General features: G+C 61.9%; 21 protein-coding genes. 9 read left to right on the plus strand and 12 right to left on the minus strand.

Annotated features, from left to right (window positions below; translation table 11 throughout):
• The first annotated feature begins 9 nt into the window (after positions 1-9).
• The 3 genes from V0R59_RS08190 to V0R59_RS08200 all read left to right on the plus strand — a co-directional run bounded on the left by V0R59_RS08190 (position 10) and on the right by V0R59_RS08200 (position 4004).
• The gene (locus V0R59_RS08190) at positions 10-531 is read left to right on the plus strand and encodes a sigma-70 family RNA polymerase sigma factor (RefSeq protein WP_330074366.1); all 522 of its coding nucleotides are present in this window, start codon (positions 10-12) and stop codon (positions 529-531) included.
• Positions 528-1493 (plus strand): FecR domain-containing protein, encoded by a 966-nt coding sequence (locus V0R59_RS08195; protein ID WP_330074367.1) that lies wholly within the window; start codon positions 528-530, stop codon positions 1491-1493. The genes V0R59_RS08190 and V0R59_RS08195 overlap by 4 nt, the downstream gene beginning before the upstream one ends.
• A gap of 87 nt (positions 1494-1580) precedes the next feature.
• A complete protein-coding gene (locus V0R59_RS08200) occupies positions 1581-4004 on the plus strand; it encodes a TonB-dependent siderophore receptor (protein ID WP_330074368.1) in 2424 nt (807 codons plus the stop codon).
• Positions 4005-4042: 38 nt separating this feature from the next.
• Here V0R59_RS08200 and V0R59_RS08205 read toward each other — a convergent pair whose 3' ends face one another.
• From V0R59_RS08205 to V0R59_RS08255, 11 genes are all read right to left on the minus strand, one after another.
• Positions 4043-5272, minus strand: coding sequence for a multifunctional CCA addition/repair protein (locus tag V0R59_RS08205; RefSeq protein WP_330074369.1), 1230 nt, complete (start codon positions 5270-5272; stop codon positions 4043-4045).
• A gap of 60 nt (positions 5273-5332) precedes the next feature.
• A complete protein-coding gene (locus V0R59_RS08210) occupies positions 5333-6895 on the minus strand; it encodes a SpoVR family protein (RefSeq protein WP_330074370.1) in 1563 nt (520 codons plus the stop codon).
• The gene (locus tag V0R59_RS08215; RefSeq protein WP_330074371.1) at positions 6892-8163 is read right to left on the minus strand and encodes a YeaH/YhbH family protein; all 1272 of its coding nucleotides are present in this window, start codon (positions 8161-8163) and stop codon (positions 6892-6894) included. The genes V0R59_RS08210 and V0R59_RS08215 overlap by 4 nt, the downstream gene beginning before the upstream one ends.
• 128 nt (positions 8164-8291) lie before the next feature.
• Positions 8292-10214 (minus strand): PrkA family serine protein kinase, encoded by a 1923-nt coding sequence (locus V0R59_RS08220; protein WP_042123918.1) that lies wholly within the window; start codon positions 10212-10214, stop codon positions 8292-8294.
• A 282-nt stretch (positions 10215-10496) separates the two neighbouring features.
• Positions 10497-10826, minus strand: coding sequence for a thiosulfate sulfurtransferase GlpE (gene glpE, locus V0R59_RS08225; RefSeq protein ID WP_330074372.1), 330 nt, complete (start codon positions 10824-10826; stop codon positions 10497-10499).
• Between the two features lie 32 nt (positions 10827-10858).
• Complete coding sequence (locus V0R59_RS08230; RefSeq protein WP_330074373.1) at positions 10859-11704, minus strand: symmetrical bis(5'-nucleosyl)-tetraphosphatase; 846 nt, start codon at positions 11702-11704, stop codon at positions 10859-10861.
• The gene (apaG, locus tag V0R59_RS08235) at positions 11704-12084 is read right to left on the minus strand and encodes a Co2+/Mg2+ efflux protein ApaG (RefSeq protein ID WP_330074374.1); all 381 of its coding nucleotides are present in this window, start codon (positions 12082-12084) and stop codon (positions 11704-11706) included. Before apaG ends, V0R59_RS08230 begins: the two co-directional genes overlap by 1 nt.
• 103 nt (positions 12085-12187) lie before the next feature.
• The gene (rsmA, locus tag V0R59_RS08240; protein WP_330105838.1) at positions 12188-12991 is read right to left on the minus strand and encodes a 16S rRNA (adenine(1518)-N(6)/adenine(1519)-N(6))-dimethyltransferase RsmA; all 804 of its coding nucleotides are present in this window, start codon (positions 12989-12991) and stop codon (positions 12188-12190) included.
• Positions 12988-13977: a 4-hydroxythreonine-4-phosphate dehydrogenase PdxA gene (gene pdxA, locus V0R59_RS08245; RefSeq protein ID WP_330074376.1), complete on the minus strand. Its 990-nt coding sequence runs from the start codon at positions 13975-13977 to the stop codon at positions 12988-12990. The genes rsmA and pdxA overlap by 4 nt, the downstream gene beginning before the upstream one ends.
• Positions 13974-15287: a peptidylprolyl isomerase SurA gene (gene surA / locus V0R59_RS08250; RefSeq protein WP_330074377.1), complete on the minus strand. Its 1314-nt coding sequence runs from the start codon at positions 15285-15287 to the stop codon at positions 13974-13976. The genes pdxA and surA overlap by 4 nt, the downstream gene beginning before the upstream one ends.
• Complete coding sequence (locus V0R59_RS08255; protein WP_330074378.1) at positions 15268-18081, minus strand: LPS-assembly protein LptD; 2814 nt, start codon at positions 18079-18081, stop codon at positions 15268-15270. The genes surA and V0R59_RS08255 overlap by 20 nt, the downstream gene beginning before the upstream one ends.
• Positions 18082-18353: 272 nt before the next feature.
• Between V0R59_RS08255 and V0R59_RS08260 the strand changes: the two genes are divergently transcribed.
• From V0R59_RS08260 to V0R59_RS08285, 6 genes are all read left to right on the plus strand, one after another.
• A complete protein-coding gene (locus V0R59_RS08260) occupies positions 18354-19367 on the plus strand; it encodes an aminoglycoside phosphotransferase family protein (RefSeq protein WP_330074379.1) in 1014 nt (337 codons plus the stop codon).
• The gene (murU, locus tag V0R59_RS08265; protein ID WP_330074380.1) at positions 19364-20035 is read left to right on the plus strand and encodes an N-acetylmuramate alpha-1-phosphate uridylyltransferase MurU; all 672 of its coding nucleotides are present in this window, start codon (positions 19364-19366) and stop codon (positions 20033-20035) included. The genes V0R59_RS08260 and murU overlap by 4 nt, the downstream gene beginning before the upstream one ends.
• A 1-nt stretch (position 20036) precedes the next feature.
• Complete coding sequence (locus tag V0R59_RS08270) at positions 20037-20798, plus strand: TerB family tellurite resistance protein (protein WP_330074410.1); 762 nt, start codon at positions 20037-20039, stop codon at positions 20796-20798.
• Positions 20799-21053: 255 nt separating this feature from the next.
• Positions 21054-22043, plus strand: coding sequence for a glycosyltransferase family 2 protein (locus V0R59_RS08275; RefSeq protein ID WP_330074381.1), 990 nt, complete (start codon positions 21054-21056; stop codon positions 22041-22043).
• Positions 22043-22441 (plus strand): GtrA family protein, encoded by a 399-nt coding sequence (locus tag V0R59_RS08280; RefSeq protein ID WP_330074382.1) that lies wholly within the window; start codon positions 22043-22045, stop codon positions 22439-22441. Before V0R59_RS08275 ends, V0R59_RS08280 begins: the two co-directional genes overlap by 1 nt.
• A complete protein-coding gene (locus V0R59_RS08285) occupies positions 22438-23934 on the plus strand; it encodes a hypothetical protein (protein WP_330074383.1) in 1497 nt (498 codons plus the stop codon). The genes V0R59_RS08280 and V0R59_RS08285 overlap by 4 nt, the downstream gene beginning before the upstream one ends.
• A gap of 528 nt (positions 23935-24462) precedes the next feature.
• On the opposite strand, the gene V0R59_RS08290 is transcribed toward V0R59_RS08285, so the two are convergent.
• On the minus strand, positions 24463-25455 hold the full coding sequence (locus V0R59_RS08290; protein WP_330074384.1) for an alpha/beta hydrolase family protein: 993 nt from the start codon (positions 25453-25455) through the stop codon (positions 24463-24465).
• Positions 25456-25457 lie beyond the last annotated feature (2 nt).

Raw genomic sequence — 25457 nt, forward strand, 5'->3', positions numbered from 1 at the left:
GCCGTCACCATGTCCCCTCCTTCCCAGAGCGGTATCACCGATATCGCGGCTTTGTATGACACGCAGCATCGCTGGCTGCTGAACTGGCTGCGACGCCGGCTGAATTGCTCGCAAAGCGCCGCCGATCTGGCCCAGGACACCTTCCTGCGCCTTTTGGCGAAAGACCATCCCCTCGAAATCCATGCACCGCGCAGCTTCCTGGCGACGGTGGCGCAGAGCGTGCTGTCCAACCATTTCCGCCGGCAGAAGCTGGAGCGTGCTTACCTGGAAGCCTTGGCGGCACTGCCCGAGGCGCTGGCGCCGGATCTGGAAACCCAGGCGATCCTGCTGGAGACGCTGGTGGAACTGGATGCGGTGCTGGAACGCCTGGAACGTCCGGTACGCCAGGCATTTCTCTGGTCGCAGCTGGATGGCCTCAGCCACGTCGAGATTGGCGCGCGCCTGGGCGTCTCGGCGTCTACCGCCAAGCGCTACATCGCCAGGGCCGGTGCACGCTGCATCATGCTCGATCCAAGCCTGGACCCGGCATGAGCGCCGTTGCCGGAACCATCACCCTGGAGATCGCCGAGCAGGCGATGTTCTGGTACCTGGAACTGCTGGAGCCGCAGGTCAGCGAGGATACCCGTCAGGCCTGCCATGACTGGCGCCGTGCCCATCCCCTGCATGAGCAGGCCTGGCAACGGGCGCAGAACCTTGGCCAGCGCATGGGTGAGATGCGTCAGCAGCGGAGCCTGGCCAGCGCGACGTTGACAGCGGCAGGGTTGTCGCGGCGGCGCGTGGCCAAGCAGTTGGCGATTCTCCTGCTGGCCGGCGCCGGCGCCTGGAGCCTTCGCCAAAGCGGCCTGGTCCAGCCCCTGCTGGCTGATCACCGCAGCGGGGTAGGGCAGCGACGCAATGTGGAGCTGACGGATGGCACCCGGATCCAGCTCAACACCGATACCGCAATCGATATCGCGGCGGACCGCGAGATCCGGCGCATCAACCTGCTGCGCGGTGAAATCCTCGTCACCCTTGGCGAGGATCCGCAGGCTCGGCGTTTGCGTATCGAAACCGCCCAGGGAGGGGTGAGCGCGCTGCGCGGGCGGATCAGCGTGCGCCAGCGCGAGGACTACACCCAGGTCGCCCTGCTGCAGGGCGAGGCCCGGGTCGAACCGCGTAACGGCCCGCTGCGGATGCTGGCTGTCGCCGAGCGGGTGAACTTCACCGATCGGGAAATCTTCAGCCGTCGCGGCACGGACGCGGACCTGGCCTGGACCGAGGGCATGATCGTCGCCGATGGCCAGCGTCTGGCGGACTTCCTCGTGGAGTTGTCGCGTTACCGGCCCGGCCACCTGGGGTGCGATCCGGCATTGGCCGAGCTGCGGGTTTCCGGCACTTACCCGCTGGACGATACCGACCGGGTCCTGGCGGCGGTCAGCCGGACCCTGCAGGTGGAAATGCGCTCCATCACCCGCTACTGGGTCACGCTGCAACCGTCGGCGATGCGTGGCTGAAACTTTTTTTGATCTTGCCTGGTGCGTTTGCCGTTCTCACGAGACTCAACCCCCAGAAGTCCAATATTCATCTTGGGGAGTCGTTGCATGAACAAGGGTGTACGAGGGCGGCGGGCCGCGACCCGACAGGCGCTGGCATTGGCCGTGGCGCAAGGCATCGCCTGCATGGCGCTGGGCGGATCGCTGGTGGCACTGCCAGGCTGGGCCAATGCGGCCGAGCAGGCGGGACAGGAATTCGATATCGCCGCAGGCCCCCTGGCGGGAGCGTTGAACCAGTTCGGTAAGAGCGCTCATATCCTGTTGTCGTACCCGGCGCAGCTGGTTGAAGGCAAGAGCAGCCCCGGGCTCAAGGGCCGGCATGAGATTGCCAGCGGCCTGGCGCAATTGCTCGCCGGCTCCGGTCTGCAGCCGATCCGCGAAGCCAACGGCAACTACACGCTGATGCTGGCCGTGGCGCCCGAGGCGCTGCAACTGGGCGAAGTGTCGATCTCCGGCAAGGCGCCGGGCTCCATCACCGAGGGTACCGGGCTCTACACCACCTACTCGTCGAGCAGCTCGACGCGGCTGAACCTGACGCCGAAGGAAACCCCGCAGACCCTGACGGTCATGACCCGCCAGCGTCTGGACGACCAGAAGCTGACCAGTCTCAATGAAGTGCTGGATGCCACCTCGGGTATCACCGTGTCCCACGCCAGCGTTGGTGCGGAGAACAATACCTACTGGTCCCGCGGTTTCATGATCAATAACTTCGAGATCGACGGCGTGCCGACGTCATCGCGCATCGACAACTCGACCCAGTACACCGCGATGTACGACCGCATCGAGATCGTTCGCGGCGCCACCGGCCTGATCAGCGGGACGGGGACTCCAGGCGCAACCATCAACCTGATCCGCAAGCGCCCCACCTACGACCCGCAGTTCAGCGTCAGCGCCGAGGCTGGCAGCTGGGATCGCTACGGCACCGGTTTCGACGCCTCCGGTCCGTTGAACGAGTCGGGCTCCATCCGTGGCCGTCTGGTGGTGGATATCAAGGACCAGGGCTCCTGGGTCGATCGCATGTCGTCCGATTCGCAACTGGTCTACGGCATCAGTGAATTCGACCTGTCGGATGCGACGCTGCTGACGGCAGGTTTCAGCTACGCCAACTCCCATACCAATTCGCCCCTGCGTGTCGGCTTTCCCGTGTACTTCACCAACGGCGTGAAGACCGACCTGCCACGCTCCACCAACAGCGCTGCCGAGTGGGCCTATTACGACCGCAAGGTGACCAACGTCTTTACCTCGCTGGAGCATCGCTTTGCCAATGGCTGGAGCGGCAAGGTCGAACTGAGCCACACGCAGAACAGCTTCGACCAGGTGACCACCTTCCTCAATGGCGGCATCGACCAGCAGACCGGCGCCGGCAGCTACATGTACCCAAACCGCTGGAGCGGCACGCCGCGGCAGAACAACCTGGATGCCTATTTCACTGGGCCATTCAGCCTGTTCGGTCGCGAGCATGAGCTGATCGTCGGCACCACCCTGTCGCGCTACACGGAAAACACCCCGGACCGAGGGGGATGGCAAGGCCCCTGGACCGGCTATGACGGGACCATCGGCAACTTCCTCGACTGGGACGGCAGCGGGCCGAAGCCGTCCTTCGCGCCGGTGGGCAAGAACTACATCACCGAGAACCAGTACGCGCTGTACCTGAGCTCGCGCTTCAACCTGCGCGACGACCTGCACCTCATGCTCGGTGGCCGGGTCACGGACTGGAAGCGGGAAAGCGAGAACCAGCCGTACGATGGCGCGGCGACCTACAGCAGTGAGAATCGCCACGGCATCTTCCTGCCCTACACCGGCCTGGTGTACGACCTGGACGACACCTGGTCGGTCTACGGCAGCTACACCAAGATCTTCAACCCGCAGTCCTACGGCATGAAGGACATCAACGGCAAACCCCTGGAACCGCAGGAAGGCGTCGGCTACGAGGTGGGGGTCAAGGGCAGCTTCAACGACGACAAGCTCAATGCCAGCCTGGCGCTGTTCCGTATCGAGCAGGACAACCTGGGGGTATGGATCGCCGATCCGGACATCTATCGCACCGAGAAGGGCACCACCACCAAGGGTGTGGAACTGGCCTTGGATGGCCAGCTGGCCGAGGGCTGGCAGTTGATGGCCGGGTACGCCTACAGCGTCAGCACCAGTGATGAGGATGAGCGCATCGTCACCAACATCCCGCGGCACAGCGTCAAGACCTTCACCACCTATCGCCTGCCGGGCGTGCTGGACAAGGTCACGGTCGGGGGTGGGGTGAACTGGCAGAGCAAGTATGGCCAGGACCTGCATGCGTTCACCCAGGGCAGCTACGCGCTGGTCAACCTGATGGCGCGCTACGAGGTCAGCGAGGACCTCAGCCTCAAGGTCAACCTGAACAACGCGCTGGACAAGAAGTACTACGCCTATTCCGACACCTGGGGGGTGTATGGCGAGCCGCGCAATGTGATGACTTCGGTGGAGTACCGGTTCTGAACAGGGGGTGATGCTGCTTGCAGCCTCATCCCCGGCATCTAGCGGGGAGCACTTTCCTTGTAGGCCTTCAGGGCATTCAGCCTGGCCTTCTTCAGCGCTTCTCCAAGCGCCTGGCCGGTGTAGCCCTGTTCCACCAGCGGCTTCACCGCGACCCGGCGCGCAGCCTCGGCAGCCCCGCGCAGGTAGTCGGCCTGTGGATAAGCTCGGTCTTCCAGACCGAGCCGACCGCGGGCGTCCATCTCGCAGGCAACCACGAACTCTTCGAAACGCTGCGGCCGGCGGTAGACGTCGAAGCGCTGCAGCAACTCCAGCAAGGTCGAAGGCTTCAATTCCAGCGCCCGATGTCCGTGGGTATGGTATTCGCCCACCAGCAGTGCCAGTTCCTGACATTCGCGCGGCGCCTTGAAGCGCTGGTTGACCGCTTCGATCAGCTTCAGTCCGCGGTGTTCATGGGCGATGTGGCGAGGCCACTCTGCCTCCGGCGTGGTGCCCTTGCCCAGGTCGTGGAGCAGGCAGGCCCAGCGCACGGCCAGCGGTTGAGCGTGGCGGGCGGCCTGTTCCAGCACCGCCAGGGTGTGGGCACCGGTATCGATTTCCGGGTGATGGGCCGGAGGCTGTGGCACGCCGAACAGGGCATCCACTTCCGGCATCAACTGCTTCAGCGCACCGCACTCGCGCAGGACTTGGATGAATATCTGAGGGTGATCTTCCATCAGGGCGCGGGAAATTTCCTTCCAACTGCGCTCCGGGGTCAGTGCCAGCAGTTCCCCGGAGTCACTGAGTTTGCGCATCAGCTCCAGGGTTTCGGGGGCCACCCTGAAGCCCAGACCGGCAAAGCGCGCGGCGAAGCGGGCCACGCGCAGTACACGCAGGGGATCTTCGGCGAACGCCGGGGATACGTGGCGTAGCAGGCGGTTATCCAGATCCTGCTTGCCGTTGTAGGGGTCGGTCAGGTTGCCGTGATCGTCCTCGGCCATCGCGTTGATGGTCAGGTCGCGGCGGACCAGGTCCTGTTCGAGGGTGACATCGGGGCTGGCGTGGAAGGTGAAGCCACCGTAGCCGACGCCGCTCTTGCGCTCGGTACGGGCCAGGGCGTATTCCTCACCGCTTTTCGGGTGCAGGAACACCGGGAAATCCGTGCCCACCGGACGATAGCCGAGGGCTTGCATCTGCTGTGCGGTGGCGCCGACCACCACCCAGTCGTTATCGGTGACCGGCCTGCCGAGCAGGCGATCGCGCACGGCGCCGCCGACTTTGTAGATCTGCATGAAAAACCTCCGTAGATGCCCTACAGGATAACCTGTGTGACATCACGGAGGCGGCTGGTATCAGAGGTGAACGACGGCGAGGTCGAGACGACCGTGGTCGCCCCCGTCGCCGTGCTCGCCCCTTGGGGGCACGTGATGGGTCTTCATTACCTGCTCGCCCTGCAGGGTTTCCAGGTGAATATCGAAGCCCCACAGGCGATGCAGGTGCTTGAGCACTTCCTCGGTGGAGTCGCCCAGCGGCTTGCGGTCGTGCTGCTGGTGACGGAGGGTCAGGGAACGGTCGCCGCGGCGGTCGATGCTCCAGATCTGCACGTTGGGCTCGCGGTTGCCAAGGTTGTATTGCGCCGCGAGGGTCTCGCGGATGGTGCGGTAGCCGCTTTCGTCGTGGATGGCCGGGACCAGCAGGTCGTCGCGCTGGTCGTCATCGAGGATGCTGAACAGCTTGAGGTCGCGGATCACCTTGGGCGACAGGTACTGCAGGATGAAGCTCTCGTCCTTGAAACTGCTCATGGCGAACTTGATCGCGGACAGCCAGTCGCTGCCAGCGATGTCCGGGAACCAGCGGCGGTCTTCCTCCGTGGGGTTCTCGCACATGCGGCGGATGTCGGTGTACATGGCGAACCCCAGGGCGTAGGGGTTGATGCCGTTGTAGTAGGGGCTGTCGAAGCCGGGCTGGAACACCACGCTGGTGTGGGACTGGAGGAACTCCATCATGAAACCGTCGGTGACCAGGCCTTCGTCGTACAGGTCGTTCATCAGGGTGTAGTGCCAGAAGGTGGCCCAGCCTTCGTTCATCACCTGGGTCTGGCGTTGTGGGTAGAAGTACTGGGCGATCTTGCGCACGATGCGCACGACCTCGCGCTGCCAGGGCTCCAGCAGCGGCGCGTGCTTCTCGATGAAGTACAGGATGTTTTCCTGTGGCTCGGCAGGGAAGCGCGCCAGGTCCTTCTCGCTGATCTTGTCGGCGCTCTTCGGAATGGTCCGCCATAGGTCGTTGATCTGCTTCTGCATGTGCTCTTCACGATCCTTCTGCCGCCGCCGCTCCTCTTCGGCGGAGATGGGATAGGGCCGCTTGTAGCGGTCGACACCGTAGTTCATCAGGGCGTGGCAGGAATCGAGCAGGTCCTCCACCGCGTCGATGCCATGGCGTTCCTCGCACTGCATGATGTACTGCTTGGCGAACACCAGGTAGTCGATGATCGAGCTGGCGTCGGTCCAGGTGCGGAACAGGTAGTTGCCCTTGAAGAAGCTGTTGTGCCCGTAGCACGCGTGAGCCACCACCAGCGCCTGCATGCAGATGGTGTTTTCCTCCATCAGGTAGGCGATGCAGGGGTCGGAGTTGATCACGATCTCGTAGGCCAGGCCCATCTGGCCGCGGCTGTAGGACTTCTCGGTACTGAGGAAGTGCTTGCCGTAGGACCAGTGGTGATAGCCCAGCGGCATGCCCACCGACGCGTAGGCGTCCATCATCTGTTCGGCGGTGATCACTTCGATCTGGTTGGGGTAGGTGTCCAGGGCGTAGCGCTCGGCCAGGCGGCTGATCTCGCGGTCATAGGCCTGGATGAGCTCGAACGTCCACTCGGAACCGGTGGAAAGGGGTTGGCGCTTCTCTCTGGCGGTCATGTCACTAACCTGCGCTGGAAGAGTTCACGGAAGACCGGGTAGATATCGCCGGCCGACACCAGCTGTTGCTGGGCGAACGTGTCGGGGAAGGATTCGCCGATACGCTCGTATTCGAACCACAGTGCCTGGTGTTCGCGGGGGGTGATCTCGACGTAAGTGTAGTACTGGACGAACGGCATGATCTGCTTGCTGAGGATCTCCCGGCAGATCGGTGAGTCGTCGTTCCAGTTGTCGCCGTCCGAGGCCTGCGCGGCGTAGATGTTCCATTCATTCGCCGGGTAGCGCTCGGCCATGATTTCCTGCATCAGTTTCAGGGCGCTGGAGACGATGGTGCCGCCGGTCTCGCGGGAGTAGAAGAACTCTTCCTCGTCGACCTCGCGGGCGCTGGTGTGGTGGCGGATGAACACCACCTCGATGCGGTCGTAGTTACGCTTGAGGAACAGGTACAGAAGGATGAAGAAGCGCTTGGCGATGTCCTTGGTGGCCTGGGTCATGGAGCCGGACACGTCCATCAGGCAGAACATCACCGCCTTGGAACTGGGGTTGGGGTGCTTGACCAGCAGGTTGTACTTGAGGTCGAAGGTGTCGAGGAAGGGGATGCGGTGAATACGTGCACTCAAACGCTCGATTTCCGCCTCGATTTCCTGGATATCGCCGAAATTGTCTGGTTCTTCCCGCTTCAGGCGTGCCAGCTCTTCCTTGGCTTCGCGCAGCTTGGCGCGACTGCTGCCGGAGAGGGCTATGCGTCGGGCGTGGGCGGAGCGCAGGGTACGGATGATGTTGATCCGCGACGGGTTGCCTTCGTTGCTGATCCCGGCGCGTACTGTCTTGAAGGTGTCTGTGCCGGTCAGGTGACGCTTGACCAGGTTGGGCAGTTCGAGGTCCTCGAACATGAATTCGAGGAATTCTTCCTGGGTGATCTGGAAGACGAACTCGTCCATGCCTTCGCCGGAATTGCCCGCCTTGCCGCGGCCGCCACCACCTCCGCCGCCCTGGGGGCGTGGGATGTGCTCGCCGGCGGTGAATTCCTTGTTGCCCGGGTGGACGACGGTCTGCTTGCCGCCGCGGCCGTGGTGCAGCACGGGTTCGTCGATATCGCGGCCGGGGATGCTGATCTGCTCGCCATGCTCCATGTCGGTGATGGAGCGACGGCTTACGGCTTCCTCGACGGCTTTCTTGATGTGGTCACGGTAACGCCGCAGGAAGCGCTGGCGATTGACCGTGCTCTTGTTCTTGCCGTTCAGGCGTCGGTCGATGACGTAGCTCATGGGCCCTCCGGTAGCTGGGGTACAGCTGCAAGCTTCAAGCTACAAGCTGCAAGAAACGCTCGGCCGTCGTGAGCGGCGCGGGGTGCCGGGGCACCCGCGTGCGGCTCGCGACGTTCAGGCAGCAGCTATTACTGGGACTTTCTGACCCGCAGGTACCACTCGGAGAGCAGGCGAACCTGCTTGTCCGTGTAGCCGCGTTCCACCATGCGCGTGACGAAGTCGTTGTGTTTCTGTTGATCCTCCTTGCTCGCCTTGGCGTTGAAGCTGATGACCGGCAACAGGTCCTCGGTGTTGGAGAACATTTTCTTCTCGATGACCACCCGCAACTTCTCGTAGCTGAGCCAGGTCGGGTTCTTGCCGTTGTTGTTGGCCCGGGCACGCAGGACGAAGTTGACGATCTCGTTGCGGAAGTCCTTCGGATTGCTGATGCCGGCAGGTTTCTCGATCTTCTCCAGCTCTTCGTTGAGGGCAATGCGGTTGAGGATCTCGCCGGTTTCCGGATCGCGGTATTCCTGGTCCTGGATCCAGAAGTCCGCGTACAGCACGTAGCGGTCGAAGATGTTCTGGCCGTACTCGCTGTAGGACTCCAGGTAGGCGGTCTGGATTTCCTTGCCGATGAACTCGATGTAGCGCGGGGCCAGGTACTCCTTCAGGTAGCGCAGGTAGCGTTCGCGTACCTCGGCCGGGAACTGTTCCTGTTCGATCTGCTGCTCCAGCACGTAAAGCAGGTGCACCGGGTTGGCAGCGACTTCATGCGGGTCGAAGTTGAATACCTTGGACAGGATCTTGAAGGCGAAGCGGGTCGACAGGCCGTTCATGCCCTCGTCGACGCCGGCGGCATCGCGGTATTCCTGGATCGACTTGGCCTTCGGATCGGTGTCCTTGAGGTTTTCGCCGTCGTACACGCGCATCTTCGAGTAGATGTTGGAGTTCTCCGGCTCCTTCAGGCGCGAGAGCACGGTGAACTGGGCCAGCATCTTCAGGGTGTCGGGTGCGCAATGGGCCTTGGCCAGCGAGCTGTTGAACAGCAACTTGTCGTAGATCTTGATCTCGTCGCTGACCCGCAGGCAGTACGGGACCTTGACGATGTAGATCCGGTCGATGAAGGCCTCGTTGTTCTTGTTGTTGCGGAAGCTGTGCCATTCCGATTCGTTGGAGTGGGCCAGCAGGATGCCGGAGTAGGGGATCGCGCCCAGGCCTTCGGTACTGTTGTAGTTGCCTTCCTGGGTGGCGGTGAGCAGCGGGTGCAGGACCTTGATCGGCGCCTTGAACATCTCGACGAATTCCATCAGGCCCTGGTTGGCCCGGCACAGTGCGCCCGAGTAGCTGTAGGCATCGGCGTCGTTCTGCGGGAATTCTTCCAGCTTGCGGATATCCACCTTGCCCACGAGGGCCGAGATGTCCTGGTTGTTCTCGTCGCCCGGCTCGGTCTTGGCCACGGCGATCTGGTTGAGGATCGAAGGATAGAGCTTGACCACCTTGAACTGGCTGATATCACCGCCAAACTCGGCCAGGCGCTTGGTCGCCCAGGGCGACATGATGGTGTTCAGGTAGCGCCGCGGGATGCCGAAGTCCTCTTCGAGAATCGCACCGTCCTCGGCAGCGTTGAACAGCCCTAGGGGCGATTCGAACACGGGTGAGCCCTTGATCGCGTAGAAGGGCACCTTCTCCATCAGCTGCTTCAGCTTTTCCGCCAGGGACGACTTGCCGCCACCCACCGGGCCGAGCAGATAGAGGATCTGTTTCTTCTCTTCCAGGCCCTGGGCCGCATGACGGAAGTAGGAGACGATCTGGTCGATGCACTCCTCCATGCCGTGGAAGTCCTCGAAGGCTGGATAGCGCCGGATCACCTTGTTGGAGAAGATCCGCGACAGCCTGGAGTTGTTCGAGGTGTCCACCAGTTCCGGCTCGCCGATGGCCATGAGCAGGCGCTCGGAGGCCGAAGCGTAGGCGCTGCGGTCGTTCTTGCAGAGCTCCAGGTACTCCTGTAGCGAGAGCTCCTCCTGGCGGGTGGACTCGAAGCGTTGTTGGAAGTGGCTAAAAATACTCATGACGTCACCTCGCTCGATACGTGGAGCCGACGCCGGATCATTCAGCTGATGCTGGCATGCAATCGGGATGGACGATTGCTGTATACCCCCCAGAACACCTAGAAATCGCTACCGATGACCCGCACGCCGGTGTACCGGCTCTCCCCTTTTTTGGATGGCCTGGGCTTAAGGATAGTTGGTAATCCGGGAGGTCAAGGGCGGATGGCTGATTAGTTCGCCATGACCGTTCGTCTGGTCAGGCGCGAGCCCGCGTGGGACGCGGGCTGCAGGGGAGGGAAAAAATTATTCTACGGTTCCCTGGCTGGTTTCCGCGGGGAAGGTGCCGCGCCACAACTCGAAGCCGCCGTCGAGGCTGTAGACGTCCGAGAAGCCCTGGCTGACCAGGTAGGCTGCGGCGCTCTGGCTGGAGTTGCCGTGATAGCAGACCACCACGGTAGGGGCGTCGAGGTCGGCGTTGCGGATGAAGTCGGCCACCGTGTGGTTGTCCAGATGGCTGGAGCCGGTGATGTGGCCGTTGGCATAGGCTTGCGGGTCGCGAATGTCGACCACGACCGCACCTTGTTCGCGCAGGGTTTGTGCCTGCTCGGGAGGGATGCGCTTGAATTCGCTCATGGGGGCGGTTCCTTCAACAATGACGGGGCATTCTAGCCCTTTGCTGCTGGCGACGGGGCATCCTTGTCGGCGCAATCGCAGCGATGCAGTTCACCGCTGTCGACGTTCATCAGGGTCATGGCGCCACCCCAGACGCAACCGGTGTCGAGCGCGAAGACATTGGGCGCGTTGCAGCGCCCTTCGAGGGCTGCCCAATGACCGAAGATGATCTTCACATGCCGCGAGCGACGCTCCTTGTGCGCGAACCAGGGCTTGTAGCCGGGCGGTGCGGTGTCGGCACCTTCCTTGCCCTTGAGGTCGAGCTTGCCTTCAGCGGTGCAGAAGCGCATGCGGGTGAAGTAGTTGGTGATGACCCGCAGGCGCTCGACGCCGGTCAGGTCCTTGTTCCACTTGCTCGGCTCGTTGCCGTACATGCCGTCCAGGTATTGCTTGAGACGCAGGTCGTCGCGCAGCACTTCCTCGACTTCCGCAGCAAGCCCGAGGGCCTTGCCCAGGGTCCATTGCGGCGGGATGCCGGCATGGACCAGCACGGCGCCGCGGGCTTCGTCGAAATGCAGGAGCTTCTGCCGGCGCAGCCAGTCCATGAGCACGGGTGCATCCGGCGCCTCGACGATTTCGCGCAGGGTGTCGCTCTTCTTCAGGCGCTCGATGTTGTGCCACACCGCCAGCAGGTGCAGGTCATGGTTGCCCAGCACGCAGACCAGCGAGTCGCGCATGGCGTAGAGGTAGCGCAGGGTTTCCAGGGACTGAGGGCCACGGTTGACCAGGTCGCCGACCAGCCACAGGCGATCGACGGCCGGATCGAACTTGACTCGATCAAGCAGGCACTTGAGTGGATCGAGGCAGCCTTGCAGGTCGCCGACGGCATAGGTCGCCATCAGTGCAGAGCCCCCGGCACGGCGAGGCGGAACGGTGCGATATCGGCTTCGAAGCGCGTTCCGTCCTGGGCGAACATCTGGTAGCTGCCCTCCATGGTGCCGACCTTGCACGAGAGCACCGCACCACTGCTGTAGGTATGGCTTTGGCCGGGAGCTATGAGCGGTTGTTCACCGACGACGCCATCGCCGCGCACCTCTTCCACCTTGCCGTTGCCGTGGGTGATCACCCAATGGCGCGACATCAGCTTGGCCGCGAGGCTGCCGTTGTTGCTGACGGTGATGGTGTAGGCAAAGGCGTAGCGGTCGTTTTCGGGTTGCGACTGCTCCGGAAGGAAGCGGGTGACGACGCTGACGTCGACCTGGTACAGGGGATCGGACATGCGAAAAGCCTTCGAGACGAACGGATGCTGCGATTTGAGGGTCAGTCTAGGCCATGGGGATGGCAGCAGGCCAGCCTCAAGGGGAGGCTGGCCGTGCCGGTGGTCACTTGGCGGACTGTTCGGCGAGCTTGTCCGCGAGACGGACGAAGGCGGCCAGGTCGAGCTGCTCGGGACGCAGGCTGCCGTCGACGCCAGCCGCTTCGATGGCTTCGCTGCTGAGCAGGGCTTTCAGGGTGTTGCGCAGGGTCTTGCGCCGCTGGTTGAACGCTTCGCGGACGATGCGTTCGAGCAGGCGGTGATCCTTGGCAGGGAAGGGCAGGACTGCATGGGGTACCAGGCGAACGATTGCTGAATCCACCTTCGGCGGAGGGTTGAACGCACCGGGACCGACGTTGAACAGGTGCTCCACGCGGCAGTGGTACTGCACCATGATCGATAGACGGCCCCAATCGCCACCACCCGGGCCAGCCGCCAGGCGCTCGACCACTTCCTTCTGCAGCATGAAGTGCATGTCGCGGATCAGTTCGGCGTTGTCCAGCAGGTGGAAAATCAGTGGCGTGGAGATGTTGTACGGCAGGTTGCCAACCACCCTCAGCGAGCGCGGTGCGGCGCCAAGGGTGGTGAAGTCGAATTTCAGCGCGTCGCCCTGATGCAGGCGGAAGTTGTCGCGGCTGGCGAACTGCTGGTTGAGGATCGGTACCAGGTCCTTGTCCAGCTCGATCACGTCCAGTTGCGCGCCGCTGCCCAGCACGCCCTCGGGCCGGGCGCCCGGACCGGGGCCGATCTCGAGGATGTGTTCGCCGGCCTTGGCGTTGATGGCGCGCAGGATGCGGTCGATCACGCCAGCGTCATGCAGGAAGTTCTGACCGAAGCGCTTGCGCGCCCGGTGTTGGTATTGCTCGGTCATAGTCGGGTCTCGGCCATCTGGTAGGCGGTTTCCAGGGCGACCTGCAGGCTGCCGGTGTCGATCCTGCCGGTACCGGCAAGGTCCAGGGCAGTGCCGTGATCCACCGAAGTGCGGATGATCGGCAGGCCGAGGGTGACATTCAGTGCAGCGCCAAAGCCCTTGAACTTGAGCACGGGCAGGCCCTGGTCGTGGTACATCGCCAGCACTGCGTCGCAGTGCTCCAGATATTTGGGGGTAAACAGGGTATCGGCCGGCAGCGGGCCGCGCAGGTCCATGCCTTCGGTGCGCAGGCGTTCCAGCGTCGGCTCGATGATGTCGATTTCCTCGCGGCCCAGGTGGCCGCCTTCGCCGGCATGCGGGTTGAGGCCGCAGACGAGAATGCGTGGCTGGGCGATGCCGAACTTCTGTTGCAGGTCGGCATGCAGGATCCGCGTGACACGCTCCAGGCGCTCGACGGTGATCGCATCGGCCACGTCGCGCAGGGGCAGGTGGGTGGTGACCAGGGCCACGCGCAGACCGCGGGTGGCAAGCATCATCACGACCTGGGAGGTGTGGGTCAGTTCGGCGAGGAATTCGGTGTGGCCGGAGAAAGCGATGCCGCTTTCGTTGATCACGCCCTTGTGTACAGGGGCGGTGATCATGCCGGCGAAATGCCCGTCCAGACAGCCTTGTCCGGCGCGGGTGAGGGTTTCCAGGACGAAGGCGGCATTGGCCTTGTCCAGCGTGCCGGCCACGGCCTTGTGCGCCAGTGGCGTGTCCCAGACGTACAGGCTGCCAGCAGGCGCGGGTGTGTCGGGAAAGGCGGCAGGAGTGACCGGCAGCAGGCTGACGGCCACACCCAGCTGCGCGGCCCGCTCGGCGAGCAGGTCACGGCTGGTAATGGCGATCAGGGGATGAGGCTGGGCTTGCGAGGCGAGCAGCAGGCACAGGTCGGGACCTATGCCTGCGGGTTCGCCGGGGGTGAGGGCGAAGCGCTGCGGTTTCACTGGGCAGCCTGTTCGGCGCCAGGAAGCTTGATTTCCACGTAGGCTTCGTCGCGGATCTGACGCAGCCAGCTTTGCAGCTCTTCATCGTACTTGCGGTTGCGCAGCACGGTCATGGCCTGTTGTTCACGAGCCTGGGCGGTGCTGTCGGTGGCGCGGCGGCCAAGGACTTCCAGGACGTGCCAGCCGTACTGGGTCTTGAACGGCTTGCTTACCTGGCCTTGTGGCGCGTTGGCCATGACTTCGCGGAACTCGGGTACCAGGGCGTTCGGGTCGATCCAGTTCAGGTCGCCACCGTTGAGCGCGGAGCCCGGGTCTTCCGAGAAGCTCTTCGCCAGTTCGGCGAAGTCTTCGCCGGCCTGGATGCGGTCGTACAGGCGCTGGGCGAGGACCTTGGTCTCGGCTTCGCTGCGGATTTCGCTCGGCTTGATCAGGATGTGGCGCACGTGGACTTCGTCACGCAGTTGGGTCTGACCGCCACGCTTTTCCTGCAGCTTGAGGATGATGAAGCCGCCCGGGGTACGGACCGGCTCGGTAACGTCACCTACGGCCATGGAACTGAGCATGCGGTCGAACGGAGGTGGAAGCTGGGCCGCTTTGCGCCAGCCCATCTCGCCGCCTTCCAGTGCGGTTTCGCTGGCCGAGCGGGCGATTGCCAGTTGGGCAAAATCGGCACCTTGCTTCAGTTGCTGGTAGATCTCGCCGGCCTGGCGGGCTGCCGCCTGGATAGCCGTGGAGCTGGCGCTTTCCGGCGTCGGGATCAGGATGTTGGCCAGGCGGAATTCTTCCGACAGCTGCATCTTGCCCATGTCGGAAGCGAGGAAGTTCTTCACTTCCTGCTCGGACACCTGGATGCGCTCGGCGACACGGCGTTGGCGCACGCGGCTGATGACCATCTCGCGGCGCACCTGCTCGCGGGCGTCATCGAAGGACAGGCCATCATGGGCCAGGGCAGCGCGGAACTGCTCCAGGCTCATGTTGTTGCGCTGGGCAATGGTGCCGATGGCCTGGTTCAGTTCTTCGTCGGTGATGCGGATGCCGGAGCGTTCGCCGATCTGCAGCTGCAGGTTTTCGACGATCAGGCGTTCCAGCACCTGCTGGTCCAGGACGCTGGCCGGAGGTACGGCGCCGCCACGCTTGGCGATGGTCTGCTGGACCTCATGGACACGCTGGTCCAGTTGGCTCTGCATGACCACGTCGTTGTCGACGATGGCGACGATCTTGTCCAGTTGCACTGCGGCGTGCGCGGTGCTGCTCAACATCATGGCGCCCAGCATCAGCGGGCGCAGACAATCAATAAGCTTGGTCTTCACGTGTACGGTAACCTTGAATGCCTTGATCGAGGAACGACTCGACCTTGTTGCCCACCACGCCACCGAGGCCTTTCAGCACGATCTGCAGGAAGACGCCGTGGTCGCCTTTTTCGTTTTCTGGTGCAGCCTGACTGTATTCGTCGTAGTCGACCCAATAGCGGTTGACCAACCGCAGTTTCCAGCAGCAGTTGTCGTATTCGAAACCACCCATAGCTTCAAGCGTGCGGTTGCGGTTGTAGTCATGCTGCCAGCGGGCAATCGCTGTCCATTGCGGAACGATTGGCCACATGACCGAGAAGTCATGTTGCTGGATCTTGTAGTAGTCCTTCACATAGCCAGGCTGGCCTGGCGTACCGTAATCGCCGCCGCCTACCGACCACTTGCCAGTGGTGTTGTCGTAGCGAACCATGTCGTTTCGGTAGCGATAGCCAAGGTTGACGATCTTGTTGACGTTGTCTTCCGGCTGGTAGTGGAACATGGCGCTGCCCGAGCGGGTGCTGCGGCTGTCCGGATCCCAGTTGAAATCGGAATTGAAGCGCCAGTCGCGGTTGAAGCGGAATTCGTATTCCAGCGCGTATGGCGAGACATCTGCCTGTGCGTCGTCTCGTGTCTTCCAGTCGATGCCTGGCAACTGGACCTTGCGGTCCTTGAAGTACAGCGCCTGGCCAACGCTTAAACGTTGACGCTCGAAACCGTTTTCTTCGATCCAACGGTTTGTTAGACCAAGGGAAAGCTTGTTCTCGTCACCAATCCGGTCAGTGCCGACAAAGCGATTGTTGCGGAAGAGCGATGCGTAGTTGAATGACGTTTCCCCGGAGTCGAAGATTGGAATGTCGCTTTGATCCTTATAAGGGACATAGAGGTAATAGAGGCGTGGTTCAAGCGTCTGGCGGTAGTTTTTGCCGAACCATTGGGTATCCCGGTCGAAATAAAGACCGCTGTCGACACTCAGGACAGGAATATTACGATTCTGGCTGCTTTTGAAGTCGCCATACAACCGACGATCCTCATCCGTGAATGTGGCGATATCACTTTTGCCTTCGCCGTCGAGATCAAGGTTGTAGTGTGTGGTTATATATTTGAAGGATGGGGTGACATAACCATATGACGCAGCCAGTGGCAGTGCGATTGTCGGGGCGGCGTTCAAACGGGTCCCGTTCGCCCGTGCTACGCCGTAGACGTATTCGTCGAGCCGCCTGCCACCCGTAGCTGGATCCGGGATACCTTCCTTGTCGTATACCACACCGCTTTTGAGGTCCCGCTCAAACCTCACGGCCTCGGTCTCGTAGCTAAATTGGAGTCCGCCTGGATTAAACGGCAGTACGCCGCTTAAGCTGAGCTGCGGTATCACATCATAGGGTGTGATACTGGTGATGTTCGCCAACTCGATTGCATGGACGTTCAGCTTGGCGGTGTAGCTGTCGCCACGATAGGTCAGTGTGCCCCGCTGATTCACATAGTCCCTAGACTCGACGCCGATCTGATCGCTCTCGAGATCCTGGAAATAGAACGGATCACTGATGTCGGTGTAGTCGACTTCCGTCATCAGACGCTCGTCCAGACCACCCTTGTGCTGCCAGTTGATCATCCAGCGCTTGTCTTGGTAGTCGGTCTGCTTCTTGCGATCGTCGTCCTGGTCATTCAGCCAGGCACCGCCGAACTGTCCTTCGCTGGACTTGGTCAGGTAACGGAACTCGCCTTCCATCAACAGGCCGCGCTTGGCCATGTAGCGTGGATACAGGGTGGCGTCGTAGTTCGGCGCAAGGTTGAAGTAGTACGGCGTGACCAGCATGAAGCCGGTGTCGCTGCTGGTGCTGAACGACGGCGGCAGGAAGCCGGACTGGCGACGGTCGTCGATCGGGAAGTAGATATACGGCGTGTAGAGCACCGGAATATCCTTGACCCGCAGGGTGACGTTGGTCGCGGTGCCGAAGCCGGTGGCCGGGTTCAGGGTGATGTTGTTGCCCTTGAGCTGCCAGGCGTTGCTGTTCGGCTCACAGGTGGTATACGTGCCGTCTTTCAGACGGATGATGGCGTTCTCGGAACGCTTGGCATACAGCGCGTTACCGCGGATGCGCGACTTGTGCATCACGTACTCGGCGTTGTCGACCTGTGCTTCGCCGGTGTCCAGCTGGATCTCGGCGCGGTCGCCGACCACCAGCGAGCCGTTGTCGCGGATCTTCACGTTGCCGACCAGCTCGCCGCGGTTCTCGGCCTGGTACAGGTTGGCCTCGTCGGCCTCGGCCTGCATGCTGCCCTGGCGCATGACCACGTCACCCGCGAGGGTGGCGATCTGCTGTTCCTGCTGGTAGCGGGAGACCTTGGCGCCGAGGAAGGTCGGCGACTCGTCCTTCGGCGTGCTGTCGTTCATGCCCGGGCGGACTGGCTCGATATAGGCACCGGAGCAATACGGACCGGTCTCGGCCAGTTGGGCCGCAGTCAGTTTCTCGCGTGGTACCCAGTCGAGGTGGCTGTAGTCGGGGCTACGGGATTTCAGACCACGGCCCTTGGATTCGGTGACCAGGACCGGGCGCGGGCCCTTGTCCTCGACCGAACCGGCCTGCTCTGGCGTGGCGTTGCCCGAGCTGACCGCGGCACCGTCATGCACGGGGCGTGGGGGCAGCGCATTGGCACTGGTCTTGGGCTTGCAGTCCCATCCACCGGAGGCGGACACCTGGCAGTCGTACTGCTCGGCAGCCACCACGTACGACGTGGCCAGAGGTTGCAGGGCCAGCAGACCGCCAGTCACCAGCAACGGGAATTTTTTACGAAACGCGGGGGATTTCAATGCCATCTTATTAGTCCGGGCTTCCTGCGTGCCATCTGCCCGCGTGTGGGGCCGCACGCCTCTCGATGGTCTGAAAAAGATGCTGGATGATAAAGCATGCCCCGCTTGACGGCTAGGCTCTGTAAGAAATGCATCCCAGTCGCTGGCAGCCGGGTGAAAACAGGCTCGGAATGCGCATTTACAAGCAGTAAACTCCGCTTCCTTGCCTGTATTCGCCTGGCCTGTCCTGGGTGCGAATACCTTTCATACAGAGCCCGGGGCCGTCGGAGACCCTTGCAATGCCCGATCACGATGTACGCCTGCAACACCTCAACGTCTGGCTCGATGAGCAACTGGCAGCCCTTTTTCGAACGCAGGACTGGGGACCGGTTCCCGCCGGCAGCCTGACCGCCGCAAGCAGCGACGCCAGTTTTCGCCGCTACTTCCGCTGGCAGGCCGATGGCCGCAGCTTTATCGTCATGGATGCACCGCCCCCCCAGGAGAACTGCCGCCCGTTCGTCGCCATCGCCCGCCTGCTGGCGAGCGCCGGGGTCAACGTGCCGGTGATCCATGCCGAGGACCTGGAGCGCGGCTTCCTGCTGCTCAGCGACCTGGGCCACCAGACCTACCTGGACGTGATCGACGAAGGCAACGCCGACGCCCTGTTCCATGACGCCATCGATGCACTGCTGGCCTTCCAGCGCCTGCCGATGGACGCGCCGCTGCCCAGCTATGACGTAGCCTTGCTGCGCCGCGAACTGGAACTGTTCCCCGAGTGGTATGTCGGTCGCGAGCTGGCCACGACTTTCGACGAGGCGCAGGCTGCCGCCTGGCAGCGCATAAGCACCCTGCTGATCGACAGCGCCCTGGCCCAGCCGAAGGTCCTGGTGCACCGCGACTACATGCCGCGCAATCTGATGCGCAGCGTGCCCAACCCGGGCGTGCTGGATTTCCAGGATGCGGTCTACGGCCCGGTCACCTACGACATCACCTGCCTGTTCAAAGATGCTTTCCTCAGCTGGCCGCAGGTGCGGGTCGCCGGCTGGCTGCGAGACTACTGGCAGCGTGCCCAGGCGGTGGGAATCCCGGTCCAGGCGGACTTCGAGGACTTCCACCGGGCCAGCGACCTGATGGGCGTGCAACGCCATCTCAAGGTGATCGGCATCTTCGCCCGTATCTGCCACCGCGACGGCAAGCCACGCTACCTGGCCGACGTGCCACGGTTCTTTGCCTATATAGATGAAGTGATTGCCCGCCGGCCGGAACTGGCCGAACTGGGCGAGCTGATCGCCAGCCTGGGGGCGCGTCCATGAAGGCGATGATTCTCGCGGCCGGCAAGGGTGAGCGGATGCGTCCGCTCACCCTGCACACGCCCAAGCCGCTGGTGCCGGTGGCGGGTGTGCCGCTGATCGAGTATCACCTGCGCGCCCTGGCTGCCGCAGGGTTTACCGAAGTGGTCATCAACCACGCCTGGCTTGGCCAGCAGATCGAGGGTCACCTGGGCGATGGTTCGCGCTGGGGCCTGAGCATCCGCTTCTCCCCGGAAGGCGAACCGCTGGAAACCGGCGGCGGCATCTTCAAGGCGCTGCCGCTGCTGGGGGACGAGCCCTTCCTGCTGGTCAACGGCGATATCTGGACCGACTACGACTTCACCCGCCTGCGCCAGCCGCTGCAAGGCCTGGCGCACCTGGTGCTCGTGGACAACCCCGGTCATCACGGCGCCGGTGATTTCCGCCTGGACGCCGATCAGGTCGAGGACGGCGCCGGTGCCAGCGACACGCTGACCTTCAGCGGCATCTCGGTGATCGATCCGGCCTTGTTCGCCGGTTGCCAGGCCGGTGCCTTCAAGTTGGCGCCGCTGCTGCGCCAGGCGATGGCCAGCGGCCAGGTCAGTGGCGAGCATTTCTGCGGCCACTGGGTGGATGTCGGCACCCTGGAGCGTCTTGCCGAAGTCGAGCGTCTGCTCGCCGAGCGCCGCTGACATGCTGTGGCCGAGCACAGTGATCGGAGCCGGTGCCGGCTTCGCCATCGCCAGCATTCCTGGCGCGCTGTTGGGAGCCCTGCTCGGGCAGGCGATGGACCGCCGTTTGCAGTTGCACAGCTGGGCGCACCTGCGGGAGAAACTTGGCGGCCGTCCGGTCCTGCGCGACGACGAGGTGTTGTTCGTCCTGCTGGGGCGCCTGGCGAAAAGCGATGGTCGCGTCGTCGACGGGCATATCCAGCAGGCGCGGCAGGAAATGCAGCGCTTGGAAATGAACGACGGCGCACGCAAGAAGGCCATCGCAGCCTTCAACCTCGGCAAGGCCGGGCGGGAAAAGGTCGATGGTCATCTGCAACGCCTGAAGCAGCAGCCGAATGCCGCCGAGGGCGTGCTGCGTGCCTGCTGCCGCATGGCCTGGGCCGATGGTCGCGCGGGACGTGAAGAGCGGGAGCTGCTGCTGAACTGGGGCAAGAAGCTCGGCTGGTCAGCCGCCAAGGTCCAGGCCCTGGCAGGGGACTACGAGCCGCGCAAGGCGTCGCTGGAGGGGCCGGGCAGTCTCGCCGAGGCCTTGCGCCTGCTCGGCGTCGGTCCGGACACCGGAACGGCGGATATCAAACAGGCTTATCGCCGCCTGGTAAGTCGGCATCATCCGGACAAGCTGCAGGGCAATGGCGCCAGTCCGGCCCAGGTCCGCGAGGCGACCGAGCGCACCCGCGAACTGCACCAGGCCTACGCGATCATCCGCAAGCACCGCGATCTCTAGCGTGGTGTTTCGTAGATAGCAACATAAGTCTCAGCGATTTTTGCTAGTCAGCTAGCACTACGTTGAATTGCTGTGTGCGTTTTGCACCGTCGTGCCGCGTTCTCGGATTTGCAACAACAAGCAGATGCTGCGTGGCAAGTAACTGGAGACTGGATTGGAGCTCCATTTGTAGGTCAATTCCTACACGGCTTTGGCTATTTCTGATCTAATGCGCGGTCGTGTTGAACCTATTTGCACCGCACAAGGAACCTGCCAATGCTGACTCTAGTCATCCCGGTTTATAAGAACGAAGGCTCAATTCCTGACCTGCTTGATGCTGTTCGCAATTTGAACCGAGAGCTGGATGACGAGTTGGAGACGGTCTTTGTCGTCGACGGTAGCCCAGACCGCTCCTATGAAATGTTGCGGGAAGGCCTTGCCAAGGAGTGTTTCCGCTCGCAGTTGCTGCTGCTGTCGCGCAACTTCGGCTCTTTCATGGCCATTCGAACGGGGCTGCAGGCTGGCAATGGTGAACGTTTTGCGGTAATGGCAGCCGACCTGCAAGAGCCGCCCGAGCTGGTTCTGCAAATGAACCGCGTTCTGTGCAACGAACCCATCGACGTTGTAGTTGGTGTTCGAGAAGGGCGCGACGACCCGTTCATGTCACGTATGGCCTCTAAGTTGTTCTGGGGACTTTATCGCCGCTATGTTGTCCCGGAGATTCCGCCTGGTGGCGTTGACATGTTCGCTTGCACCCGAACCTTCCGCGACACGCTATTGACGCTGGAAGAGCGCCACAGTTCTCTCATTGCACAAATTTTCTGGCTGGGCTATCGCCGGCAGGTAGTTTCTTACACCCGGCAGCGCCGTGAACATGGCAAGTCGGCTTGGACTTTGCGCAAAAAGATCAACTACCTGATGGACAGCGTATTTTCCTTTACCGATCTGCCGATCCGACTTCTCGTGAGGGTGGGAGCGGGTGGATCGGCGTTGGCCGCTCTGTTTGGTCTCTTCGTGCTGGCGGCCAAGATTCATGGAATGATCGCGGTACCCGGCTATGCAATGACCATCCTGATGATCACCTTCCTTGGCTGCCTCAACCTGTTGGGCTTGGGTATCGTGGGCTCTTATGCCTGGCGAACCTACGAAAACACCAAAAAACGGCCGCTGGCCATCCCTATGCGACAGGAAAGCTTTGGCTCGCTACCCGCCAAGTCGGAGAGCTCGGTGGTAGCATCAGTCACCTTGGAGCAAGCGCCAGCATAATGTTGAAACTACTGACGAGATCCTCTGTATCACGTTTTCTGATTTCGGGTGGATTCAACACGGCGGCAACCTATGCCTTGTATCTCCTTCTGTTGAATATCCTGAGTTATCGAATCAGTTACTCCATCGCCTTCGTGACAGGTGTCGTCCTGGCCTATGTGCTTAATCGCACCTTTGTATTCAAGAGTCATCGTGGGCTTAAGTCGGTGCTGTGGATGCCGCTTGTTTACCTAGGGCAGTACCTGGTAGGCATGCTCGTGCTATGGCTTTGGGTCGAGCTGTTAGAACTACCCCACCAAGCCGCCCCGCTGGTAGCCATTTTGATCACATTGCCCTTGAACTATTTGATTTCACGTTTTGCCTTTACCAAACGTCAACGGAAATTTAAACATTCATGATGAAAACTACACATGTCACTGGCGCCTGGTGGGCCCGAGGTATTTCAGCCAGCGTGCTGATAGTTTTGACGAGTGCGACTCTGCTGTACGGCATCTACCTTATTGTTGGCAACACTCCAGCGGAAGGTGGTGCAGGCTGGGATGGCAGGGTGTATCTCTATTACGCACAAATGGCTGGCTTCGGTGAGCCTGTGGCCGGCGATCCCTACCGAACCATTCGCCTGTCCGGGTTCCTGCCGATCATCGGCGCTGCCAGCCGAGGGTTTTCTGTCGAGCAACTGATCGCATTCCAGATGTTTTTCAACATAGGCCTGATATCGCTGGCTATGGCTCTGCTTCACGACACCCTACGCCAGCTTGGCGTAAGTCCCAAAGTTGCCTTGTTGACGCTACTGACAGCCGTAGCAAGCTGGTCAGCACTGGTGATGCCGGTTTTCTATCCAATTCTCAGTGACCACATGGCGCTAGCCTTGAGTTGTCTGTGCCTATGGTGCTGGGTACGTTCCTTCCAGACCATGCTGTACATCTTGGTGGCCTACTGCCTGTGGGTGATGCCAGGACTGTTCATTGTGCCATTGATCCTTGCAGGCATGCCCCGCAGCCAGGCTGACCAGCCAGACGGAGTCAACCGCCCCTATCTGGTTTACATATTGTTTGGTTTGGCGCTGCTGGCGGTCTTCCCAGCTCTCTACAAGATGATTGAAAACATTCCTGACTATCTGGTTGAGGGCCACGGTTCGACCCAAGGAGGCCAGACCTCGGCATTGTCACTGCGCCTGGTGTCCAGTGGCACCTTGCTCGGCAGCGTCGCCTTGGTTCTATGGTTTGGTGCAAAAGCCCTGAGCGATAGCGCGGTATGGCGAAGTATCAACCCAGGTGCGACCATCATGGCAATGGTGTTCTTTGCATTCAGTGCTCTTGCAATGTATTTCCTGGTCGACTGGAGTGCCAACTTCAATGGGCCACCATTGATGCTATTCATGCTGCTTCAGAGCCTGTCCGCTCCGTTCAAGCCCGCAGCGGCGCACTTCCTTTACTTTGGCCCTGTCATCGCAATGGCGATCATCGCCTGTGTTGGTTGGGCCATCGGCAGGAAACCGTCCCCGCCTAGAGCACTGCTGGTCTGCATGCTCGGCTTCTTGCCAGTGTTGGCATTGGGCTCGGAGAGTCGTCAGTGGATCGGCGTTCTGCCAATTGCCGCGGTACTGGTCGGCCTGGCGGACTTTTCCCGATTACAGCGCGTGCTTAGCCTGGTAGTAGCAATGGCTTTGATCATTCCGGCCGTGGGGCTGCACTCTGGAGTGGAGACAGCGCTGGCCGAGAGTCTGAGTTTCCAAAGTGGAGCCTGGCAGTATTACTTCAGCCGCCAGGGCCCATGGATGTCCCTGCAGTCCTATCAGATCGGTGCTGCGCTACTTATCGTGTATGTACTGTTGATGTTTGGTGCCCGCCATTACGACAAGAGTCGAAGCAATCAGGCCGCCTTGGTGTGATTGTGTCTCAACTACCGCCTTGCCCACGGCGTTAGCTGAGCAAATTTAAATAAGCGTCAGCACGGGAACACCGGCTGACGCTGCTTGTTGCGACCTTTGCATCGGGCTGTATCCCTGTGCTTCAGGCTTCCAGCTACACCTTCACCGAGAATCGAAAACTGCCCAATCGGGGCGGCTCGCATGCGTGCTACGCACTTTTCGCCGGTACTACGAATATCTTGATGCACGACAATCTGCTCAGCGGCATCAACAAAGCCTGATGCTACGAGCCTGGCATGAACTCAAGCCAGCCTTTCAACCCTGTCTGGCTAACAGGGCAGTTGTAAGGCGCCAATCCAGTCAGACCGAAGTGTTCTTCAGATGTCGCTGTCGTTCGGCTTGCCTGCTACACGTCCATCGCGGTTACAACACCTTGATGCCGCTCTTCAACTCGAGACAGACGATGAGCCTCAAGAGCCCTCCCTTTCAAGGTTCTGCCTGGAGTCACTGGAGTTCAGACCGGAGACGCTAAGGGTATGGGGTGCACGCCTAGTCGACCGCGCTGGGGCTCAGCCAGCCGCGAATCCGCCTGAACAACTGCTCCTGCTCTGCGGAGCGGTTGCCGGGCATCGCGGCGAGGGCGACCTGCTTGTAGTTGCTGTCCTTCTGGCGCTTGCTGGCTTGCAGGCGCTGCTTTGCTGCCTGCGCGGCAGATCCCTGATCGTTGTAGTAGAAGTCGGCGGTCGGCACCTTCAGCGTCGAGGTCAGGCTGTCCAGGCTGTGTTCGGCCTTGAGCGGCGTCTGTACCGAGACCATCACCAGCTTCTGCACCGGCGCCGGTTGGCGTTCGCTCATGTAGCGCGCGGCCCAGTAGGCGCCAGTGCCACTGCCGAGGATCACAATGCTGCGCGCGTTCTGCTGCTGGGCATAAGCCACGGCGGCGTCGAGGCGGGCGAAGATGCGCTCGGCGTCGCTGTTGTCGCTGCTCGTGTCGGCGTTCGCGGTATCGCTGGACTCGGCGTCGGTCTCCGGCGCGGTGGCCTGGGCGATATTGGCGTTGGCGTCGGCAGGGGTGTCCTTGGCCGGAGCGGCCTTGCTGGTATCTTCCGCTTTCGGTGCAGGCGCCGGGCTTTCACTGCGGGCAACGGGACTGTCGGTGAGCAGGTCGGGCAGGGCCAGGCTCAGGGTGCCCCAGTCGGCATCCGGGAACTTGCGCCGCAGCGGGCCGACGGTCTTCGGCCAGTCGGCGGTTTCGCCGGCGCCGGCAAGGATCACCAGCACCCCTTGCGGCGCCGGATTGTTGGCCGGCTTCCACAGGGCCAGGAAGGCGTCGCTGCCGGCCTGCAGGCTTTGCTGTTCCTCTTTCGGCACCTGGCGCTCCAGGGCCAGGGCATCTTCCTGGGCGCGCTCGACCAGGGCGGGGCGCTGAATACCGGCATCCGCTGCAGCTTCTGGCTTTTTGCCATCCTCGGCATGAACGCTACAAGGTAGTATCAAGGTCAGGCATAACGCAGGAAGCGTCGTGCGATAAAGTGAGAACATTG

This window comes from Pseudomonas ulcerans (genome assembly GCF_036324125.1).
Lineage (GTDB): Bacteria > Pseudomonadota > Gammaproteobacteria > Pseudomonadales > Pseudomonadaceae > Aquipseudomonas > Aquipseudomonas ulcerans.

What these genes read in the sequence shown, in the direction of transcription:
- glpE (WP_330074372.1), bottom strand. Translation starts at nt 10,826, where the DNA reads ATGAGCGAATTCAAGCGCATCCCTCCCGAGCAGGCACAAACCCTGCGC.
- apaG (WP_330074374.1), bottom strand. Translation starts at nt 12,084, where the DNA reads ATGTCCGATCCCCTGTACCAGGTCGACGTCAGCGTCGTCACCCGCTTC.
- V0R59_RS08275 (WP_330074381.1), top strand. Translation starts at nt 21,054, where the DNA reads ATGCTGACTCTAGTCATCCCGGTTTATAAGAACGAAGGCTCAATTCCT.
- V0R59_RS08200 (WP_330074368.1), top strand. Translation starts at nt 1,581, where the DNA reads ATGAACAAGGGTGTACGAGGGCGGCGGGCCGCGACCCGACAGGCGCTG.
- V0R59_RS08280 (WP_330074382.1), top strand. Translation starts at nt 22,043, where the DNA reads ATGTTGAAACTACTGACGAGATCCTCTGTATCACGTTTTCTGATTTCG.
- V0R59_RS08290 (WP_330074384.1), bottom strand. Translation starts at nt 25,455, where the DNA reads ATGTTCTCACTTTATCGCACGACGCTTCCTGCGTTATGCCTGACCTTG.
- V0R59_RS08190 (WP_330074366.1), top strand. Translation starts at nt 10, where the DNA reads ATGTCCCCTCCTTCCCAGAGCGGTATCACCGATATCGCGGCTTTGTAT.
- V0R59_RS08230 (WP_330074373.1), bottom strand. Translation starts at nt 11,704, where the DNA reads ATGGCGACCTATGCCGTCGGCGACCTGCAAGGCTGCCTCGATCCACTC.
- V0R59_RS08195 (WP_330074367.1), top strand. Translation starts at nt 528, where the DNA reads ATGAGCGCCGTTGCCGGAACCATCACCCTGGAGATCGCCGAGCAGGCG.
- V0R59_RS08205 (WP_330074369.1), bottom strand. Translation starts at nt 5,272, where the DNA reads ATGCAGATCTACAAAGTCGGCGGCGCCGTGCGCGATCGCCTGCTCGGC.
- V0R59_RS08255 (WP_330074378.1), bottom strand. Translation starts at nt 18,081, where the DNA reads ATGGCATTGAAATCCCCCGCGTTTCGTAAAAAATTCCCGTTGCTGGTG.
- rsmA (WP_330105838.1), bottom strand. Translation starts at nt 12,991, where the DNA reads ATGACCGAGCAATACCAACACCGGGCGCGCAAGCGCTTCGGTCAGAAC.
- V0R59_RS08270 (WP_330074410.1), top strand. Translation starts at nt 20,037, where the DNA reads ATGCTGTGGCCGAGCACAGTGATCGGAGCCGGTGCCGGCTTCGCCATC.
- V0R59_RS08260 (WP_330074379.1), top strand. Translation starts at nt 18,354, where the DNA reads ATGCCCGATCACGATGTACGCCTGCAACACCTCAACGTCTGGCTCGAT.
- V0R59_RS08210 (WP_330074370.1), bottom strand. Translation starts at nt 6,895, where the DNA reads ATGACCGCCAGAGAGAAGCGCCAACCCCTTTCCACCGGTTCCGAGTGG.
- V0R59_RS08220 (WP_042123918.1), bottom strand. Translation starts at nt 10,214, where the DNA reads ATGAGTATTTTTAGCCACTTCCAACAACGCTTCGAGTCCACCCGCCAG.
- V0R59_RS08215 (WP_330074371.1), bottom strand. Translation starts at nt 8,163, where the DNA reads ATGAGCTACGTCATCGACCGACGCCTGAACGGCAAGAACAAGAGCACG.
- V0R59_RS08285 (WP_330074383.1), top strand. Translation starts at nt 22,438, where the DNA reads ATGATGAAAACTACACATGTCACTGGCGCCTGGTGGGCCCGAGGTATT.
- murU (WP_330074380.1), top strand. Translation starts at nt 19,364, where the DNA reads ATGAAGGCGATGATTCTCGCGGCCGGCAAGGGTGAGCGGATGCGTCCG.